The sequence below is a fragment of the Pseudomonas sp. NPDC089395 genome (assembly GCF_044749525.1).
Classification (GTDB): Bacteria; Pseudomonadota; Gammaproteobacteria; order Pseudomonadales; family Pseudomonadaceae; genus Aquipseudomonas.
Genome location: NZ_JBIVID010000007.1, coordinates 1 through 18,861, shown reverse-complemented (window position 1 = coordinate 18,861; position 18,861 = coordinate 1). Strand labels below are relative to the sequence as shown.

9 protein-coding genes are annotated in these 18,861 nt (G+C 62.8%); 7 read left to right on the top strand and 2 right to left on the bottom strand.

Going from position 1 to position 18,861, the window contains the following annotated elements; all coding sequences use genetic code 11:
- The first annotated feature begins 38 nt into the window (after nucleotides 1-38).
- Complete coding sequence (locus ACIPZG_RS16190) at nucleotides 39-1,358, top strand: S41 family peptidase (protein WP_008093166.1); 1,320 nt, start codon at nucleotides 39-41, stop codon at nucleotides 1,356-1,358.
- Nucleotides 1,359-1,366: 8 nt separating this feature from the next.
- Nucleotides 1,367-2,131: a divergent polysaccharide deacetylase family protein gene (locus ACIPZG_RS16185; RefSeq protein WP_400715382.1), complete on the top strand. Its 765-nt coding sequence runs from the start codon at nucleotides 1,367-1,369 to the stop codon at nucleotides 2,129-2,131.
- A 34-nt stretch (nucleotides 2,132-2,165) separates the two neighbouring features.
- On the opposite strand, the gene ACIPZG_RS16180 is transcribed toward ACIPZG_RS16185, so the two are convergent.
- Nucleotides 2,166-6,779 (bottom strand): dermonecrotic toxin domain-containing protein, encoded by a 4,614-nt coding sequence (locus tag ACIPZG_RS16180; RefSeq protein ID WP_400715380.1) that lies wholly within the window; start codon nucleotides 6,777-6,779, stop codon nucleotides 2,166-2,168.
- Nucleotides 6,780-6,902: 123 nt separating this feature from the next.
- Nucleotides 6,903-8,849 (bottom strand): BCCT family transporter, encoded by a 1,947-nt coding sequence (locus ACIPZG_RS16175; RefSeq protein WP_400715716.1) that lies wholly within the window; start codon nucleotides 8,847-8,849, stop codon nucleotides 6,903-6,905.
- Between the two features lie 534 nt (nucleotides 8,850-9,383).
- Here ACIPZG_RS16175 and betI point away from each other — a divergent pair.
- The 5 genes from betI (at nucleotide 9,384) to mscK (ending at nucleotide 18,683) form a co-directional block, all read left to right on the top strand.
- On the top strand, nucleotides 9,384-10,040 hold the full coding sequence (gene betI / locus ACIPZG_RS16170; RefSeq protein WP_400640218.1) for a transcriptional regulator BetI: 657 nt from the start codon (nucleotides 9,384-9,386) through the stop codon (nucleotides 10,038-10,040).
- A gap of 38 nt (nucleotides 10,041-10,078) precedes the next feature.
- The gene (betB, locus tag ACIPZG_RS16165) at nucleotides 10,079-11,551 is read left to right on the top strand and encodes a betaine-aldehyde dehydrogenase (protein WP_400715378.1); all 1,473 of its coding nucleotides are present in this window, start codon (nucleotides 10,079-10,081) and stop codon (nucleotides 11,549-11,551) included.
- A 76-nt stretch (nucleotides 11,552-11,627) separates the two neighbouring features.
- Complete coding sequence (gene betA, locus ACIPZG_RS16160; protein ID WP_400715376.1) at nucleotides 11,628-13,325, top strand: choline dehydrogenase; 1,698 nt, start codon at nucleotides 11,628-11,630, stop codon at nucleotides 13,323-13,325.
- 271 nt (nucleotides 13,326-13,596) lie between these two features.
- A complete protein-coding gene (locus ACIPZG_RS16155) occupies nucleotides 13,597-15,339 on the top strand; it encodes a potassium/proton antiporter (protein ID WP_400715374.1) in 1,743 nt (580 codons plus the stop codon).
- Nucleotides 15,340-15,374: 35 nt separating this feature from the next.
- Nucleotides 15,375-18,683 (top strand): mechanosensitive channel MscK, encoded by a 3,309-nt coding sequence (gene mscK, locus ACIPZG_RS16150; RefSeq protein WP_400715372.1) that lies wholly within the window; start codon nucleotides 15,375-15,377, stop codon nucleotides 18,681-18,683.
- Nucleotides 18,684-18,861 lie beyond the last annotated feature (178 nt).

Sequence of the window (18,861 nt, the reverse complement as noted above, 5' to 3'; positions counted from 1 at the left end):
CCCCAGGGAGCGTCTACAGGATCAGGAGTTCGTTCGACATGCTGCACTCGCCTCGCCTCACCCAGCTGGCCCTGACCATTGCCCTGTCGGTCGGCGCGCCCTTGGCCAACGCCGCCGAGCCTGCCAAGCCTGCCGCGGTGCCGGCTACCGAGGCGACCTCCAAGGCGCCGCTGCCGCTGGAAGAGCTGCGCACCTTCGCCGAGGTCCTGGACCGCATCAAAGCAGCCTACGTGGAACCTGTGGATGACAAGACCCTGCTGGAAAACGCCATCAAGGGCATGCTCAGCAACCTCGACCCACACTCGGCCTACCTTGGCCCTGAAGACTTCCAGGAACTGCAGGAAAGCACCAGCGGCGAGTTCGGCGGCTTAGGGATAGAAGTCGGCCAGGAAGACGGTTTCATCAAGGTGGTTTCGCCCATCGATGACACCCCGGCCTCGCGTGCCGGCGTCCAGGCGGGCGACCTGATCGTCAAGATCAACGGCGCCCCGACCCGCGGCCAGAGCATGACCGAAGCCGTGGACAAGATGCGTGGCAAGGTTGGCGAGAAGATCACCCTGACCCTGGTGCGGGACGGCGGCAATCCGTTCGACGTGACGCTGACCCGCGCGGTCATCCAGGTCAAGAGCGTGAAGAGCCAGCTGCTGGAAAACGACTACGGTTACATCCGCATCACCCAGTTCCAGGTCAAGACCGGCGAGGAAGTGGGTAAGGCCCTGGCCAAGTTGCGCAAGGACAACGGCAAGAAACTGCGCGGCGTTGTGCTCGACTTGCGCAACAACCCAGGCGGCGTATTGCAGTCGGCGGTGGAAGTGGCCGACCACTTCCTGACCAAAGGCCTGATCGTCTACACCAAGGGCCGCATCGCCAACTCCGAGCTGCGTTTCTCCGCCGACCCGGCCGATGCCAGCGACGGTGTGCCATTGGTTGTGCTGATCAATGGCGGTAGCGCCTCGGCTTCGGAGATCGTCGCCGGCGCCCTGCAAGACCAGAAACGCGCCGTGCTGATGGGCACCGACAGCTTCGGCAAAGGCTCGGTGCAAACCGTGCTGCCGCTGGCCAACGACCGCGCACTAAAACTCACCACCGCGCTGTACTTCACGCCCAACGGCCGCTCGATCCAGGCCCAGGGCATCGTGCCGGACATCGAGGTACGCCCCGCCAAGCTCACGGCCGAGGCCGACACCGAGAACTTCAAGGAAGCCGACTTGCAGGGCCACTTGGGCAACGGCAACGGCGGCGCCGACCGTCCGACCAGCAGCAGCAAGCGCAAGGAGCGGCCACAGGACGATGACTTCCAGCTGAGCCAGGCGCTGAGCCTGCTCAAGGGCCTGAACATCACCAAGGGCGGCCACTGATACCTGCCATGCGTTATCTGTTGTTCACGCTGTTCTGCCTGCTGGCTGGCACCGCGCATGCGGCGCCAGCCAAGGCCTACATGAGCATCATCATCGACGACCTGGGGCAAAGCAGCGAGCGGGACAGCCGCACCCTGGCCCTGCCCGGCCCGGTCACCATGGCGATCATGCCCGACACCCCGCATGCCAGCGACTTCGCCCGGCAGGCGCACAAGGCCGGCAAGACGGTGATCCTGCACATGCCGATGGATCCGGCCACCGGCCCCTACGCCTGGCACCCCGGCACGCCGCTGCCCGAACTTGCCAACAGGCTCCAGGCCGCCCTGGCCAAAGTCCCCTATGCGGCTGGCATCAACAACCACATGGGCAGCCGCATGACCGCCCAGCGCGAGCCGATGGCCTGGTTGATGGGCGAGCTGCAACAGCGGCATCTGTTCTTCGTCGACAGCCGTACCAGCGCAGCCACCGTGGCCGCCGCCGAAGCCCAGCGCACCGGCCTGGCCCACGTCTCGCGCGATGTGTTCCTTGACGACACACGCACGCCCGAGGCCATCGCCGGGCAACTTCGGCTCGGCGTGGAGCTGGCACGACGCCAGGGTTCGGCCGTGCTGATCGGCCATCCCTATCCGCAGACGCTGGCCATTCTGGAGCAGGAACTGCCCCGGCTCCGGAGCCAGGGCATCACCCTGATCGGCCTCAAGCAGATGATCGCTGAACGCAGTAACCAAGCCATGCCAGGACACGGCAGGCATGGTATCTACAGCAACCGGTGAACCTACCGGTTTGCTTCAGCCATCAGCCCAACGTTTAGAAAGGAATGATGCCGATGGCCTGGGGCAGCGTCAGGTTGCCGCGGTAGATCCTCAGCACTTCCCCCGATTGCGCCGCGATCATCTGATCCTTGTAACCTTGGCGGCGCTGACTCCATAGCTTGAGATGGCCTTTCTCGAAATCCGTAGGCGCAGCCTGCGCCTCGGCAAAATGAAAATGCGCCGCCCATAGCGACCTGCCTTTGCTACCCGGCTTGCCCTTCTGGCTGATTCTGTATTCGTCCAGATAGCCATCCGAGTCCTGCTGGCGTGGCCCTACGTACTCGACAGTGATCAAACCTTGCTCATGCAGGAAGCGCAGCCCTCGCGCACTGGGATAGGCGGTGCACGTGTAGAGTTTCTCCAGCAGATCGACTCGCTTCTGACGCAGTGCGGCAACGCCCTCGTGCAGCTCATGTACGAGCTCCGCTCTTTGGCTATCAGCGTCGAGCAGCCGAGCGAAATGCTCGAGATCGCTGATCTGCCCGTTCAGGGTGTCGGTCAGCGACCCGTCGTCCGCATCGTTTTCGGCCATGTTTTCAGCGCGCTCGATAACCTTGCCGTTACCCTGCAGAAGCTCTTGGGCAACAGCTGCGGTCATTGCATCGACCTCTGGCAACGGGTCCTGCGATTCGGCCTCTTCAACCGCCACTTCTTCGACCCATACCCCGTGCTCACGGTGGAACCGGTGGAGAATCTCTGTCCCAAGCGGATCGCTGGCCTGCAATTGCGCCTGCCCCCCCACCACCTTTTCGACACCGAGAACAATCTGCCCATCCCGCGTATGTGCCACTTGCAGAGCCATGCGTGCGTACACCGGTCGGGGCGGCGCCACAATTTGCCCTGAGGCCTGCTCACGCATGGCTGCCACCAGGGCGTCCCCCGCCAGCGTTTTCAATTGCTGCATCTGCTGCTGGTAGGCCAGCAGCCACTTGATATCAACCACCTGCTTGCTCAAACCTTTGAGCCGTTCGACATTGAGCCAGGCCGCGACATACTCCTCCCAGGCCGTCTGCAACAATTCGATTCGTTCGGCCACCGGCAGGTTGCAGTAGAACGACAAGTCGTGCGCGCTGGCCGCCACACGCAAGCGCTTGCTCGCGACCGCGTCGCGCAGGCCGAGAAACTGCTCATTGCTGAGCTTGCGCATCTGCAAGCCAAGCTCGGCAAGGTGCATCGCCTGCAGGTAACAAAGCGCCACTGTCGATTTCTGTCTTTTCGGGAGGAGCTCATCAAGCGGGATTCTGCGCCCTGTGTAGGGGATCGGCAGTTGGCCATCACTGAGCGCAATCAAACGATCGAGTTGCAGGGACGCATCGATCATCGCAGGCAGGTCATTGACCGCTTCTTCGAGCACAGCTCGCGCACGCTGCAGCAAAGCGGGCTTCTGCTGCTCAGGTGCGGCCTGGTAGGCATCCAATGCCGGCCCATATCGCCCGAAACTACCAAGGCCCACCATTTCGTCGATGATGATCATCTGGTAGGCGATGAGGTTCTGTCGCAGCCCTGTCAGCGTCTCGCGTTCCTGTGCAGCCCGCGCGGGCTTCGGAATGTAGTTCGGGTTGTCGTGCAGCGCTACCAGGGCCTGCTCGGCGCCGAGGTGCTCCTTTTCAAGCTGCTTCACCAACTCCAGCCGTTGACGCCGCTTGTTCAGCACTTGCTGTTCAAGTTGCGCTTGCTTCTCGCGGTAAAGCGCCTGGAGCTTGTCGAATTTCTCGCGTTCAACGGGTTGCAACGGTGGCTCCTGCTCAAGCAGAGGCTTGAGCTTTCTCAACGAAGCATGCAACTCATTCAGCTCACTGGATAGCGTTTCATAACCCGATTCCTTTTGCTTGATGGCAAGTACATGGCGCTGCAATGCTTTCAACGGACCGGTCACACGCTGTTCGAGCTTTCGACTCAAACGCTCTCCCACACCCCTGCCACTACCACCGAACAACCCGGCCTTGACGCGCCAGACACCATGCTCAGCCACCAATGCCGGTCCAACCGTCTGATCCGTGCCGACGATGCGCACGCCATCGTCCTCGACCAGTACCTCGTACACATCGCCACCCAACTTTGCATAGTAATGCGCCCCCTGCTGGTACAACCCGGCCCCCCGGCTCGAATGCACGGGCATCAGACCCGAGAGTGAGATCTTCGCGGTCAGCTGGCGTAGCCTGCCGCGCTGGGACGGCGACAGGCCGTTGATGCCTCCCACTCCGCACCAGGAAAAGTCCAGCAAGGTGTCGGCCTTGGCCTGCAACTCTGCCAGGGGTGCGGTCTCACCCGGCGTGGGCGCTGGCAGCACACGCACATCGGGGCCGTCAGCGCCTGGCAGCGCATCGAGCCAAGGTTGCAGGGCTGGCTCAGCGGCTGCGGCAGGTCGTAGTTCCGGCACCTGCAGATGAACCACCGCCATCAGACTGTTGCCCAGCACATCGACGATCGCCTCGAGCATCGGCTCGCCGCCTTCGCTCAAAGCCTGGACATCGCTGATCACCTCCTCGATACCGGCATACAACCAGATCACCGTAGCCAACGGACCTGGCAACACAGGCGTGACAACGTGGAACAGACTCCAGGCAAATTGGCCAAGCAAGCCCCAGCGCTCCTGGCTATTACTCATGGCACTGCGGTCGGCGATCTCGAGCAACAGCGCCTGCCGGGCGCAGAACAGGCACGTGTCCAGCTCTGTGTCCCAGTAATCGAGCTGCAGCACGGCGGGCGCTGGTTTGTCCGACGGACTGAACGGGTCCAGCGACAGGTTCGGTAAATGCGGTTCGTTGAAGCCGCCATTGTCGTAGATCGCCCGCTGTGACTGCTCAAACCACACCAGCACCGCACGCTGCAGATTGCCAGGCTCACAGATGGCGGCCAGCAAGGTCTTGGCATCCTCGAACTGAAAGAGGCTGTTCGGGAGCAATGGGCAATACAGCAACAATGCCGGTACTTCGCGCACCTCGATCACATACATGCCGTGCACGCGCTCGGTAAACTGGGAGGTGGGCGAGCGCCTGAATGCCAAGGGTGCGACCCTGACGCCGGCACTATCATCAGCGCCCTGCCGACAGAAGCGCCCAAGCGCGTGATAGCTGGCTTGGTCGAGCTGGTTGAGTACCCGTGCTCGCAACCCATCGAACAGCAGCGTAAGCCGCCATTGCCCGGCAAAGCTGGCAATCCGCTGCTCGCGCAGCGCCTCGTCGCCCAGCAACCCTTTGACATAGATCGGGTAGGTACTGCCGATGTCGATCCGGCTCACCAATTCGTGCACGTAGCGCGTGTTCATCCAGTCCATGATCAACTGGTCTTCACGGTGCCCGATATGGACAATCACGCCGTCATTCGTTGCCATCAACCGAGCAATGGCCAATTCGGTCAAGGTAATCGTTTTGCTGTCGATCATTTGGCCGATGCCCAGGTCATGCTGGTCGTTGACGAAGGTGTCGACCGTCAGCAACAGGTCATCGGGAAAATAGTTGGCATCCACCGGATGATCAGCAAGCATCTCTTCGCGCAGGCGCCGCGCAGCGTAGGTTTTCAGGTCTTCGACCAGAAGCCGGTCGTCGTCAGTCTTGAACGCCGACTGCAGCACCGTGAGGTCGATCAAAGCCTGGGCAACGGCTGTCCGGACCTGCTGCTCGGCCTCTCTGAGCTTTGTCGGAAAGCGCAAGGCTGGCAACGCATCGGCATCACGCGAGAGCGGCGCAAAGAATTTCGCAGGCTCGCTCGCCTGGGCATATAACTGCTCCAGCTGGGCAACCGTAGTTATACGGCTGCGCCGCAGCCGCGCGACATCTGCCAACAGGCACTCCAGCAAGAGTGCACTCTGCAGGGCGAACGCATCGCCATCACCCGTGAACAGCTCCCAGCTCATGCTCTCGAAGGCAAAGCGCTGGCCCATGCGCCGCTGCAAGGCGAACGCCCATTGCTCCAGAGAGTTAAAGCTTTTTACCTGGCCGCCCGGTATGCAGCTCAAGATCATCTTGCGTACTTCATCGCTGGCGGTGATCAGGAGATCGGGCAAGATTTCACTGTATGTCGTTGGCCCAGCGTGCAAGTGCACCCGCACGGCCTGCACGGTGATGCCCGCCAGCCTGCCCAACAGTACATCTTGCAGGCAGGTGCGCTCGTCGCCCCCCAGGTTGGCGGCGCGCAAACTGTCGAACAGGCTCGCACGCAACATCTGCTGCAGCCAGAGGTCGCGGTCGATGTCCTCACCGCTGCCATTCCAGAAAGCGATCTGCGCCTGGTAAAAGTGCTCGGGCAGCCATGGCAGTAATTGATTGAGGCTGGCGGCGAGCACCTTTGGCTCTACCACGTCACCCTCGGCCGGCTCCCCCTGGAACCTGTAGTCGGCGCCATTCACGCTGGAAAAATCCAGCGGCCTCGCCTCGAGCATGGCTTGCAGCACGACATCCAGCAACGGCCGTGCAGGGCCGTGCGGCGCAAGCAGCAACAGCGCTTCGGCCGACTTCAACTGAGGTCGACGCCTGGCGATCGACGGGTAGTGCGCCTGGACCAGTTGCATAAGCTGCTGGTCGACCACCTGGCGCAAAGTGGGACGGTTGGCGAACATCGCGCGGACAGCCGTTGGCAGGTCCGTGCTGGTTATTTGCTGAGAAGGCATGCGGGTGGCTCCTGGTGAAGGTAATTCACAAGGATGTTCAGCACCCACGCAGGCAAGGGGGTATCTAAGTCAACGAAGGCCCCGCCATTGCGGCGGGACCCTTTTCTGTCACCGTCGTGCAGCTCAGCTGTAGACGCGACCCAGCAACTGCCGGTGGCTCTCGAACTGATCGAGCACATCACGCACGATCTGCTCAGGCGCAAAGCCCATCAGGTCATACTCCTGGCTGCCATCGTGCAGGTACACCTCGGCGCGGTAGAAGCGCTGGCGTACCTCCGGCTCGCCCTCGACCGGCGCTTCGCTCGGCGCGGCCATATAGCCGTCCAGGCTCACTTCGTAGACGAACGGGTTGCCCTCATCCATCATCACCCGCAGGCCCATCATGTTGCGCGACTGGCCGACACGGGTTTCCACCTCGAAGCCCAGGGTCTGCAACTGCGCGGCAGCTTCTTTCAGCGCCGGGCTGACATGCTTGTCCATGAACCGCTGCACCACCGCTTGGGTCGGCTGCAGCTCCAGCTGGCCCAGGCGCTCGCTGAAGCCACGACGGCCACGGGCGGCCAGCTCGGCGCGCTCGCCCTCTACCGCCACGTCCTGCTTCATGGCCTTGTACAGACCGAACATGAACAGCACCAGCACCACCGAGAACGGCAGGCCGGCCAGCACCACCATGGTCTGCATGGCTTCGAAGTTACCCGCGAACAGCAGGCCGATGGTGACCAGGGTGATGATCACCGACCAGAACACCACCATCCAGTGCGGGGCGTCTTCGTCGACCTTGCCGCCTTTGCACGACAGGTTGGCCATCATCACAGCGCCCGAGTCGGCCGGGGTGAGGAACAGCACGAAGCCGACGAACACCGCCACACCGATCACGATCTTGGCGGCCGGGAAGTATTCCAGCAGCTGGTAGATCGACATCGACGGCTGTTCCAGCGCGGTCTTGCCGAGTTCCACGGCGCCCTGGTTGATCACCAGGTCCAGCGCGGTGTTGCCGAAGATCGACAGCCAGGCCAGGGTGAAGCCCAGCGGGATCAGCAGCACGCCGCTGACCAGTTGGCGCACGGTGCGGCCCTTGGAAATACGGGCAATGAACATGCCGACGAACGGGCCCCAGGAAATCCACCAGGCCCAGTAGAACACGGTCCACAGGCCCAGCCAGCGCTCGGACTTGCCGGCTTCGCCCTCGTAGACATAGAGGTCGAAGGTCTTGAGCACGATACCGTTGAGGTAGTCACCGACGTTCTGCACGAAGCCGTTGAGCAGGTGCAGGGTTTCGCCGCCCAGCAGGACGAAGATCAGCAGGCCGCTGAACAGCATGATGTTCAGGTTGGACAGGCGGCGGATACCGTTCTCCACACCCGACACCGCAGCCACGGTGGCCACGCCGGCCATGACCAGGATCACCACCAGCAGGTTGGTCTTGCTGTGGTCCATGCCAAACAGGTATTCCAGGCCCGAAGACACCTGCATCGAGCCAATACCCAGGTTGGTCACCAGGCCCAGCAGGGTGACGAACATGCCGAAGATGTCCACGGCATTGCCAGCGGCGCCCTTGACCCAGCGCTCACCGACCAGCGGGTACAGCGCCGAGCGCAGTGCCAGGGGCTGGTTGTGGCGGTAGGCGAAATAACCCACGGCCAGGCCGACCAAGGCGTAGATCGCCCAGCCATGCAGGCCCCAGTGCAGGAAGGTCAGCTGCAAGCCCTGGCGCGCGGCCTCAAGGCTGGCTGGGGTGCCTTCCGGCGGGTTGAAATAGTGGTCCAGCGGCTCGGAAGCGCCGAAGTAGAGCAGCGAAATACCGATACCGGAAGAGAACAGCATGCCGGCCCAGGCGCCGTAGCTGAAGTCGGGCTGGTCGTCCTTGCCGCCAAGCTTGAGCTTGCCGTAGTCGGAGAAAGCCAGGTAGACGACGAACACCAGGTAACTGCAGATCACCAGCATGTAGTACCAGCCGAAGGTGCGCGTCAGCCACTTCTGGGCCACGCCCAGCACTTGGCCTGCGGCTTCGGGTACAGCGATCAGCAAGGCAGTCAGAACAAGGATCATCAGCGCGGAGATGAAGAACACGACGCGGTTGACCCGTACCCTCTCGGCGGGGGGTTTGGTAAGGGAGGCAGAACTCATTGCACGAATGCTCCGGGCAGTACGGCTTTGGAGGCTAATCAGTCTTTTCCCGAGCAATTGGTGCAATAGCCCCACTGCTACAGGTGTTATAAAAGCACCCTGGAAACCGTGATCCCGAATCGATACGTTGCAAAAAAACAGACAGGTGGCCTGCAAAAAATGCCACGCCTCGTAGGAGGTGCGCGCATTCGTCACAGAGCACCCCGCCCGCTCCAAGGGCCCGCCGCCGGGTCAATGACCGTTGGGCAGAATCTGAATCTTGCTTCGCACTAGCCCGTCAACGCCTTGTATTCCGGGGGTTACACGATTTCCTGGGGTGTCAGTTCGTGCCTTCGAAGCAGCCTGAAAAACTGTCAATGGCACAAATTGTCGCAGAGCTTATTCTTTATTGATTGAACGTTCAATCAAAACAAAATAGACTGGCCTTCGCCGAGTCAGCCGCCCGTCGTCTGCTCGCAGGCCTGAGGAGATAGCAAGATGCCCAAGGTCGGTATGCAACCCATCCGCCGCCAGCAATTGATCGAAGCCACGCTGCAAGCGGTCGATCAGGTCGGACTGGGGGACGCCAGCATTGCGCTGATTGCCCGTTTGGCCGGCGTGTCGAACGGCATCATCAGTCACTACTTTCGGGACAAGAACGGCCTGATCGCAGCGACGATGGGTTACATCATGAGCATGCTCAACGAGGGCGTGAGGGCGCGTCGTCAGGCACTGACCGATGACAGCCCGCGAGCCCACCTGAAAGTGATCATCGAGGGCAACTTCGATGCCAGCCAGGTGAACGGCCCGGCAATGAAAACCTGGTTGGCCTTCTGGGCTTCCAGCATGCACCAGCCCGATTTGCACAGGTTGCAGCGGATCAACGACCACCGCCTGTACTCCAACCTGTGTTGCCAGTTCCGCCGCGTCTTGCCGCTCTACCATGCACGCAAGGCAGCCCGCGGCCTGGCAGCCCTGATCGATGGCTTGTGGTTGCGTGGAGCGCTGTCGGGTGATGCATTCGACACCGATCAGGCGATTCGGATTGCTTACGAATACATGGATCTACAACTGGCTAAACAGCACACCCTGGCAACAGACGACCAGGCCGCTGAATCACCGCGCACGGCGCTTGCCAACACGGCAGGAGCGTGACGGATACGCCATTCACACACTGCACTTGCGAGGACACTATGGCCCGTTTCGGAACGCAAAAACTCTACATTGATGGCGGATACGTCGACGCTGGCACCGATGCCACCTTCGAAGCCATCAACCCGGCTACCGGCGAAGTCCTCGCCCACGTGCAACGTGCCACTCAGGCCGATGTCGAAAAAGCCGTCGAAAGCGCCGAGCGCGGCCAGAAAGTCTGGGCAGCGATGACCGCCATGCAGCGTTCGCGCATCCTGCGCCGCGCCGTCGACATCCTGCGTGAGCGCAACGACGAGCTGGCCATGCTGGAAACCCTGGACACCGGCAAATCGTACTCGGAAACCCGCTACGTCGACATCGTCACCGGCGCCGACGTGCTGGAATACTACGCAGGCCTGGTACCGGCCATCGAAGGCGAGCAGATCCCGCTGCGTGAAAGCTCCTTCGTCTACACCCGCCGCGAGCCGCTGGGTGTGACCGTCGGTATCGGCGCCTGGAACTACCCGATCCAGATCGCCCTGTGGAAATCCGCCCCGGCCCTGGCCGCTGGCAACGCGATGATCTTCAAGCCGTCGGAAGTCACCTCGCTGACCACCCTGAAACTGGCCGAGATCTACACCGAAGCCGGCCTGCCGGACGGCGTGTTCAACGTCCTGACCGGCAGCGGCCGCGAAGTCGGCACCTGGCTGACCGAGCACCCGCGCATCGAAAAAGTTTCCTTCACCGGCGGCACCACCACCGGCAAGAAAGTCATGGCCAGCGCCTCCAGCTCCTCGCTGAAGGAAGTGACCATGGAACTGGGCGGCAAGTCGCCACTGATCATCTGCGCCGACGCCGACCTGGACAAGGCTGCCGACATCGCCATGATGGCCAACTTCTACAGCTCCGGTCAGGTCTGCACCAACGGCACCCGCGTGTTCATCCCTACCGAGATGAAAGCCGCCTTCGAAGCCAAGATCGCCGAGCGCGTAGCCCGCATCCGTGTCGGCAACCCGGAAGACGAGAACACCAACTTCGGCCCACTGGTCAGCTTCCCACACATGGAAAACGTGCTGGGCTACATCGCCAAGGGCAAGGAAGAAGGTGCCCGCGTACTGTGCGGTGGTGAGCGTCTGACCGCCGGTGACTTCGCCAAGGGCGCCTTCGTGGCCCCGACCGTGTTCACCGATTGCACCGACGACATGACCATCGTCAAGGAAGAGATCTTCGGCCCGGTAATGAGCATCCTCGCTTACGAGACCGAAGAAGAAGTGATCCGCCGCGCCAACGACACCGAATACGGTCTGGCCGCGGGCGTGTGCACCAACGACATCACCCGTGCCCACCGCATCATCCACAAGCTCGAAGCCGGCATCTGCTGGATCAACGCCTGGGGTGAATCGCCGGCCGAAATGCCGGTCGGTGGCTACAAGCAGTCGGGCGTCGGCCGTGAGAACGGCGTCAGCTCGCTGGCTCAATACACTCGCATCAAGTCGGTCCAGGTCGAGCTGGGCGGCTACAACTCGGTTTTCTAAACCCTGTCTAGCCACGCCCGTGCCACCGCGCACGGGCGTTTTCGCTCCCTGATCACCGCCAAACGAGGGTACTTACATGTCCCAAGAATTCGATTACATCATCGTCGGAGCAGGCTCCGCCGGTAACACCCTGGCCACCCGCCTGACCGAAGACGCCGGCGTCACCGTGCTGCTGCTGGAAGCTGGCGGCCCTGACTACCGCTTCGACTTCCGCACCCAGATGCCAGCCGCCCTGGCCTTCCCGCTGCAGGGCCGCCGCTACAACTGGGCCTACGAGACCGACCCGGAGCCGCACATGGACGGCCGCCGCATGGAATGTGGCCGCGGCAAGGGCCTGGGTGGCTCCTCGCTGATCAACGGCATGTGCTACATCCGCGGTAACGCCATGGACTTCGACGGCTGGGCAAAACTGCCAGGCCTGGAAGACTGGACCTACCTGGACTGCCTGCCGTACTTCCGCAAGGCGGAAACCCGCGACATCGGCCCGAACGACTACCACGGTGGCGAAGGCCCGGTCAGCGTGACCACCCCGAAAGCCGGCAACAACCCGCTGTTCCACGCCATGGTCGAAGCCGGCGTGCAAGCCGGTTACCCGCGCACTGAAGACCTGAACGGCTACCAGCAGGAAGGCTTCGGTCCGATGGACCGCACCGTGACCAAGCAAGGTCGCCGCTCCAGCACCGCACGCGGCTACCTGGACCAGTCCAAGAAGCGCCCGAACCTGACCATCGTCACTCACGCCCTGAGCGACCGCGTGCTGTTCGACGGCAAGCGCGCCATTGGCGTGACCTACCTGGTCGGCGACAGCGAAGAGCGCGTCGAAGCCCGCGCCCGCAAGGAAGTCATCGTCAGCTCCGGCGCCATCGCTTCGCCGCAGCTGCTGCAGCGCTCCGGTGTTGGCCCACGCGCCCTGCTGGAAAGCCTCGACATCCCGGTGGTCCACGATCTGCCAGGCGTCGGCGAGAACCTGCAGGACCACCTGGAGCTGTACCTGCAGTACGCCTGCACCCAGCCAGTTTCGCTGTACCCATCGCTGCTGTGGTGGAACCAGCCGGCCATTGGTGCCGAGTGGATGTTCAAAGGTACCGGCATCGGCGCCAGCAACCAGTTCGAGGCCGGCGGTTTCATCCGCACTCGCCCTGAGTTCGAATGGCCGAACATTCAGTACCACTTCCTGCCGGTGGCCATTAACTACAACGGCTCCAACGGCGTGAAGGAACACGGCTTCCAGGCGCACATGGGCTCGATGCGTTCGCCAAGCCGTGGGCGTATCCAGGCCAAATCCAAGGACCCGCGCCAGCACCCAAGCATCCTGTTCAACTACATGGCTACCGAGCAGGACTGGCAGGAGTTCCGCGACGGCATCCGCCTGACCCGCGAGATCATGGCCCAGCCGGCGCTGGACCCGTACCGTGGTCGCGAGATCAGCCCGGGCGAGCACGTGCAGACTGATGAAGAGCTGGACAAGTTCATCCGCGAGCACGCCGAAACCGCCTTCCACCCATCCTGCTCGTGCAAGATGGGCACCGACGACATGGCGGTGGTCGACAACGAAGGCCGCGTGCATGGCATGAAGGGCCTGCGTGTGGTCGATGCGTCGATCATGCCGATCATCATCACCGGCAACCTCAACGCCACCACGATCATGATCGCCGAGAAAATCTCGGACAAGATCCGTGGCCGCAAGTCGCTGCCGCGCAGCACCGCCAAGTACTACGTGGCTAACGGTGCGCCGGTGAAAGGCAAGCCGATGCGTGAAGTGAAGCAGGGGTAAGGCACTGGGGCCGCTTTGCGGCCCTTTCGCGACACAAGGCCGCTCCTACAGGGATCCACGTACTCCTTGTAGGAGCGGCCTTGCGTCGCGATCGAGGGCGCAGCCCTCGCAACAGCGACAACTCAGAAAAGGCACCCTCCGCGGTGCCTTTTCTACATCTGCAGAAACGCTTTACAGCCTGCCAATTCATCAGGTTAGAATCAATTGGCACGCGACCTGCTAGTTCATTCTCGCAAGTCCCTTCCCCCGCGATGTACCGGAGTACCTGCCTTTGGATGCCAGCACCATCAACAGCCTGTTCCTGATCGGCGCATTGCTGGTGGGCGCAAGCATCCTGGTCAGTTCGCTGTCGTCGCGCCTGGGCATCCCGATCCTGGTCATCATCCTCGCTGTCGGCATGGTCGCCGGGGTCGATGGTGGCGGCATCATCTTCAACAACTACCCAACCGCCTACCTGGTGGGCAACCTGGCACTGGCGGTGATCCTCCTCGACGGCGGCCTGCGCACGCGGGTGGCGAGCTTTCGCGTAGCGTTGTGGCCGGCCCTTTCGCTGGCCACCATCGGGGTGATGATCACCACTGCCCTGACCGGCCTGGTCGCGGCCTGGCTGTTCAACCTGAGCCTGATCCAGGGCCTGCTGATCGGCGCCATCGTCGGCTCCACCGACGCCGCGGCGGTGTTTTCATTGCTCGGCGGTAAAGGCCTGAACGAGCGGGTCACGGCCACGCTGGAAATCGAGTCGGGCAGCAACGACCCGATGGCGGTGTTCCTCACCGTTACCCTGATCGACATGATCGCCAGCGGCCAGACCGGCCTGCACTGGAGCCTGCTGACCCACCTGTTGCGCGAATTCGGCATTGGCGGCCTGCTCGGCCTGGGGGGTGGCTGGTTGATGCTGCAACTGGTCAACCGAATCAACCTGGCCGGCGGCCTGTACCCGATCCTGGTGGTGGCCGGCGGCCTGGTGGTGTTCTCGCTGACCAACGCCCTGCATGGCAGCGGCTTCCTCGCCGTGTACCTGTGCGGCCTGGTGCTGGGCAACAAGCCGATCCGCAGCCGACACGGCATCCTGCACATGCTCGACGGCATGGCCTGGCTGGCGCAGATCGGCATGTTCCTGGTGCTGGGCCTGCTGGTCACGCCCCACGACCTGCTGCCGATCGCCCTGCCGGCGCTGGGCCTGGCGCTGTGGATGATCCTGGTTGCCCGGCCGCTGTCGGTGGTCGCTGCGCTGCTGCCGTTCAAGGCCTTCCATGGCCGCGAGAAAGCCTTCATTTCCTGGGTCGGGCTGCGCGGCGCGGTGCCGATCATTCTGGCGGTGTTCCCGCTCATGGCCGGGCTGCCGGAAGCCCAGTTGTTCTTCAACCTGGCGTTCTTCATCGTGCTGGTGTCGCTGCTGGTGCAGGGCACCAGCCTGCCGTGGATGGCCAAGTTGCTGAAGGTCACGGTACCGCCGGACCCGGCGCCCATCTCGCGCTCCGCGCTGGAGGTGCACGTCACCAGCGAGTGGGAGCTGTTCGTCTACCGGCTGGGCGCGGAAAAATGGTGTATCGGCGCCGCCCTGCGCGAGTTGAAGATGCCTGAAGGCACGCGCATCGCCGCCCTGTTCCGGGGCGAGCAGTTACTGCACCCGTCGGGCAGTACCGTACTGGAGGTCGGCGACATGCTCTGCGTGATCGGCCACGAACATAACCTGTCTGCCCTGGGCAAGCTGTTCAGCCAGGCACCGCAGCGTGGCCTGGACCTGCGCTTCTTCGGCGACTTCGTGCTCGAAGGCGATGCCGAACTCGGCGCGGTGGCCGCGCTTTATGGCCTGAAACTCGACGGCCTGGACGCGAAAATGCCGTTGGCGCAGTTCATCCGACAGAAGGTCGGAGGCGCTCCAGTAGTAGGCGACCAGGTCGAATGGCACGGCACGATCTGGACCGTGGCGACCATGGACGGGAACAAGATCCAGAAAGTGGGCGTCAGATTCCCCGAAGGAACGCGACCCGGACCAGGATTGTTCCTCTAAACTCCGTTTTCGCTCGAGTCACAAGTAGTCTGCCTATGTCCCTGCGCGTGTACCTTCGCACAGCCCTCTTCGGGCTGTGCCTGTCCCTTTCGTTCGCGGCTGCCGCGGCCGAAACCCCGACCACTGCCAGCATCCAGAACAGCCTCGACAAGATCGCCGAGCGCAAACTGCCCGAAGCCGACCAGAAAGCCCTGCAGCAAGTGCTGGAGCAAACCCTTGCGCTGCTGGCCAGCAAGGAAGACAGCGAGAAGAAGCTCGCTGCGCTCAAGCAACAGTTGGCCAACGCGCCGAAAGAAACCAGCGACAGCCAGAAAGAGCTGGCCAAGCTCAAGGACAGCAAGCCGCAACCGGTCGCCCAGCGCTACGCCAACCTCAGCGTGCCGCAGCTGGAGCAGATGCTCAGCGAGCGCAACACGCTGCAAGGTGAACTGCAAAAAGCGCTGTCGGAAGCCAACAGCCTGATCATCAACTCGCAAACCCGCCCCGAGCGTGCCCAGGCCGAGATCAGCAGCAACCAGACTCGCAGTCAGCAGATCAACAACATCCTCAAGAGCGGCAAGGACGGCGGCAAGGCAATCAATGCCGACCAGCGCAACCAGCTCACCGCCGAGCTGGCCTCGCTCAATGCCCTGACCCTGCTGCGCCGCCAGGAGCTGGCCGGTAACGGCGTGCTGCAAGATCTCGGCAATGCCCGCCACGACCTGCTGATCGACCGTGCCGCGCGGCTGGAGCAGGAAATTCAGGACCTGCAGACACTGATCAACGAAAAGCGCCTGGCCCAGTCCCAGCAGACCGTCACCCAGCAGTCGATCGAGGCGCAGAAGGCCGGTGGCAGCACCCTGCTGGCCAGCGAAAGCGCGGCCAACCTCAAGCTTTCCGACTACCTGCTCAAGAGTACCGACCGCCTCAACGAACTGACCCAGCAAAACCTGCGCACCAAGCAGCAGCTCGACAGCCTGACCCAGGCCGACCAGGCTCTGGACGAACAGATCAGCGTGCTCAAGGGCAGCCTGTTGCTGTCGAAGATCCTCTACAAGCAGAAGCAGGCCCTGCCGCACCTGAAGTTCGACCGCGACCTGGCCGACCAGATCGCCGACATCCGCCTCTACCAGTTCGAGGTCAACCAGCAACGTGAGCAGATGAGCAGCCCGGTGACCTACGTCGACAAGCTGCTGGCCAACCAGCCGCAGGAAGACGTGAACCCGGCGCTGCGCAAGGCCTTGCTGGAAGTCGCCATTACCCGCAGCGACCTGCTCGAACGCCTGAACCGCGAGCTGTCGGCACTGCTCAACGAATCGATCACCCTGCAGCTCAATCAGAAGCAGCTGCTGGGCACTGCCCAGGGCCTGCGCACCACCCTCGACGAGCAGATGTTCTGGATCCCCAGCAACAAACCGCTGGACTGGGACTGGCTGCGCTATGTGCCGGAACGCTTCGCCAAGCAGGTCGCCGACCTGCCCTGGGGCTCCGGCCTCAAGGAGCTGACCGACGGCCTGAGCCAGCGCCCACTGCTGTTCCTGCCCTTGCTGCTGGTGATCGGCGCCCTGCTGTGGCGGCGCAAGTATCTGTACCAGCGGCTGAGCAAGGTGCACCAGGACATTGGCCATTTCCGCCGTGACAGCCAGTGGCACACGCCCCAGGCCATCCTCATCAACATCCTGCTGGCAATGCCGGTCAGCCTGGGCCTTGCCCTGTGCAGCTACGCCTTGCAGATCGACGCCCGCGGGCAGAACGCCAACCTTGGCGCGGCGCTGTGGCAGCTGGCCCAGGCCTGGCTGGTGTTCTATACCGCCTACCGCATTCTCGCTCCCGGCGGGGTGGCGGAAATCCACTTCCGCTGGCACAAGCCGCAAGTCGAGTTCCTGCGTGGCTGGGTACGCCGGCTGGGCACCGTGGTGCTGGCCTTGGTTGGCGTGGTGGCGGTGGCCGAGCACCAGCCTTCGGCGCTGGCCGACGACGTGCTGGGCATCGGTGTGGTGCTGACCTGCTATGCGCTGATGGCCTGGTTGCTCAGCCGCCTGTTGCTGAGCAGCCCCGCTCACCGTGATACCTCGTTGTTCCGCCGCGCTGTCGGGGTCGCCTTCACGGCCTTGCCGATCGCCTTGTTCGTGGCGGTGTGCTTCGGCTACTACTACACCGCGCTGAAGCTCACCGACCGGTTGATCTACACCCTGTACCTGCTGCTGTTCTGGCTGGTGATCGAGGCCGCCTTCGTGCGCGGCCTGTCGGTGGCGGCGCGGCGCCTGGCCTATCAGCGCGCCCTGAGCAAGCGCGCGGCGGCCAAGGAAGGGCTGGATGGCGAGGTCATCACCGAAGAGCCGACGCTGGATATCGAACAGGTCAACCAGCAGTCGCTGCGCCTGATCCGCCTGGCCCTGCTGGGTGGTTTCATTGCCGGTCTGTACTGGGTCTGGGCGGACCTGATCTCGGTGTTCGCCTACCTCAACAACTTCACCTTGTACGAATACACCAGCGGCACCGGCAGCGCGGCCAGCATGGTGCCGATCAGCCTTGGCGACCTGCTCGGCGCGCTGGTGATCGTCGGCATCACCTTCGCCCTGGCCCGCAACCTGCCGGGCTTGCTGGAGGTGCTGGTGCTGTCGCGCCTGAACCTGGCCCAGGGCAGCGCCTATGCCACCACCACGTTGCTGTCGTACATCATCGTCGGCATCGGCATCGTCACCACCCTGTCGACCCTCGGGGTGAGCTGGGACAAGCTGCAGTGGCTGGTCGCAGCGCTGTCGGTGGGCCTGGGCTTCGGCATGCAGGAGATCTTCGCCAACTTCATCTCCGGCATCATGATCCTGTTCGAACGCCCGGTGCGCATCGGCGACACCATCACCATCGGCAACCTGTCGGGCACGGTGAGCAAGATCCGCATCCGCGCCACCACCATCACCGACTTCGACCGCAAGGACATCATCGTCCCCAACAAGACCTTCATCACTGGCCAGCTGATCAACTGGTCGCTGACCGACACGGTCACCCGGGTGACGCTGAAACTGGGCATCGACTACGGCTCCGACCTGGACCTGGTACGCGATCTGCTGCTCAAGGGCGCCCACGAAAACCCACGGGTGCTCAAGGACCCGGAGCCGATCGTGTACTTCCTCAACTTCGGCGAAAGCTCGCTGGACCACGAGCTGCGCATGCACGTGCGCGACCTGGGCGACCGCAACCCGACGCTGGACGAGATCAACCGCTACATCAGCCGCGAGTTCAAGGCGCACGACATCAAGATTTCGGTGCGCCAGGTCGAGGTGTTCCTGATGGACGCCACCGGCGGCAAGCAGCAGTTGATTCCGGTGGAACAGCCTAAAGGGGATGGCACTCAAGCGGTGTGAGTGGACTCCATAGGGCATGAACGCCCAAAATGCTGGCGAGGGCTTTGCCCTCGATCGCGGATAAATCCGCTCCTACAGGGTTCTGAACTGCGCCCCGGATGTTGGACACCCATCCAACACCGGGGTGTTTTACATGACCAAGTATTCCAAGCAGTTCAAGCTGTCTGCCATCGAAGCC

Coding starts and splice junctions, on each gene's coding strand:
- mscK (WP_400715372.1), top strand. CDS start 15,375: ATGTCCCTGCGCGTGTACCTTCGCACAGCCCTCTTCGGGCTGTGCCTG.
- betB (WP_400715378.1), top strand. CDS start 10,079: ATGGCCCGTTTCGGAACGCAAAAACTCTACATTGATGGCGGATACGTC.
- ACIPZG_RS16180 (WP_400715380.1), bottom strand. CDS start 6,779: ATGCCTTCTCAGCAAATAACCAGCACGGACCTGCCAACGGCTGTCCGC.
- betI (WP_400640218.1), top strand. CDS start 9,384: ATGCCCAAGGTCGGTATGCAACCCATCCGCCGCCAGCAATTGATCGAA.
- ACIPZG_RS16190 (WP_008093166.1), top strand. CDS start 39: ATGCTGCACTCGCCTCGCCTCACCCAGCTGGCCCTGACCATTGCCCTG.
- ACIPZG_RS16185 (WP_400715382.1), top strand. CDS start 1,367: ATGCGTTATCTGTTGTTCACGCTGTTCTGCCTGCTGGCTGGCACCGCG.
- betA (WP_400715376.1), top strand. CDS start 11,628: ATGTCCCAAGAATTCGATTACATCATCGTCGGAGCAGGCTCCGCCGGT.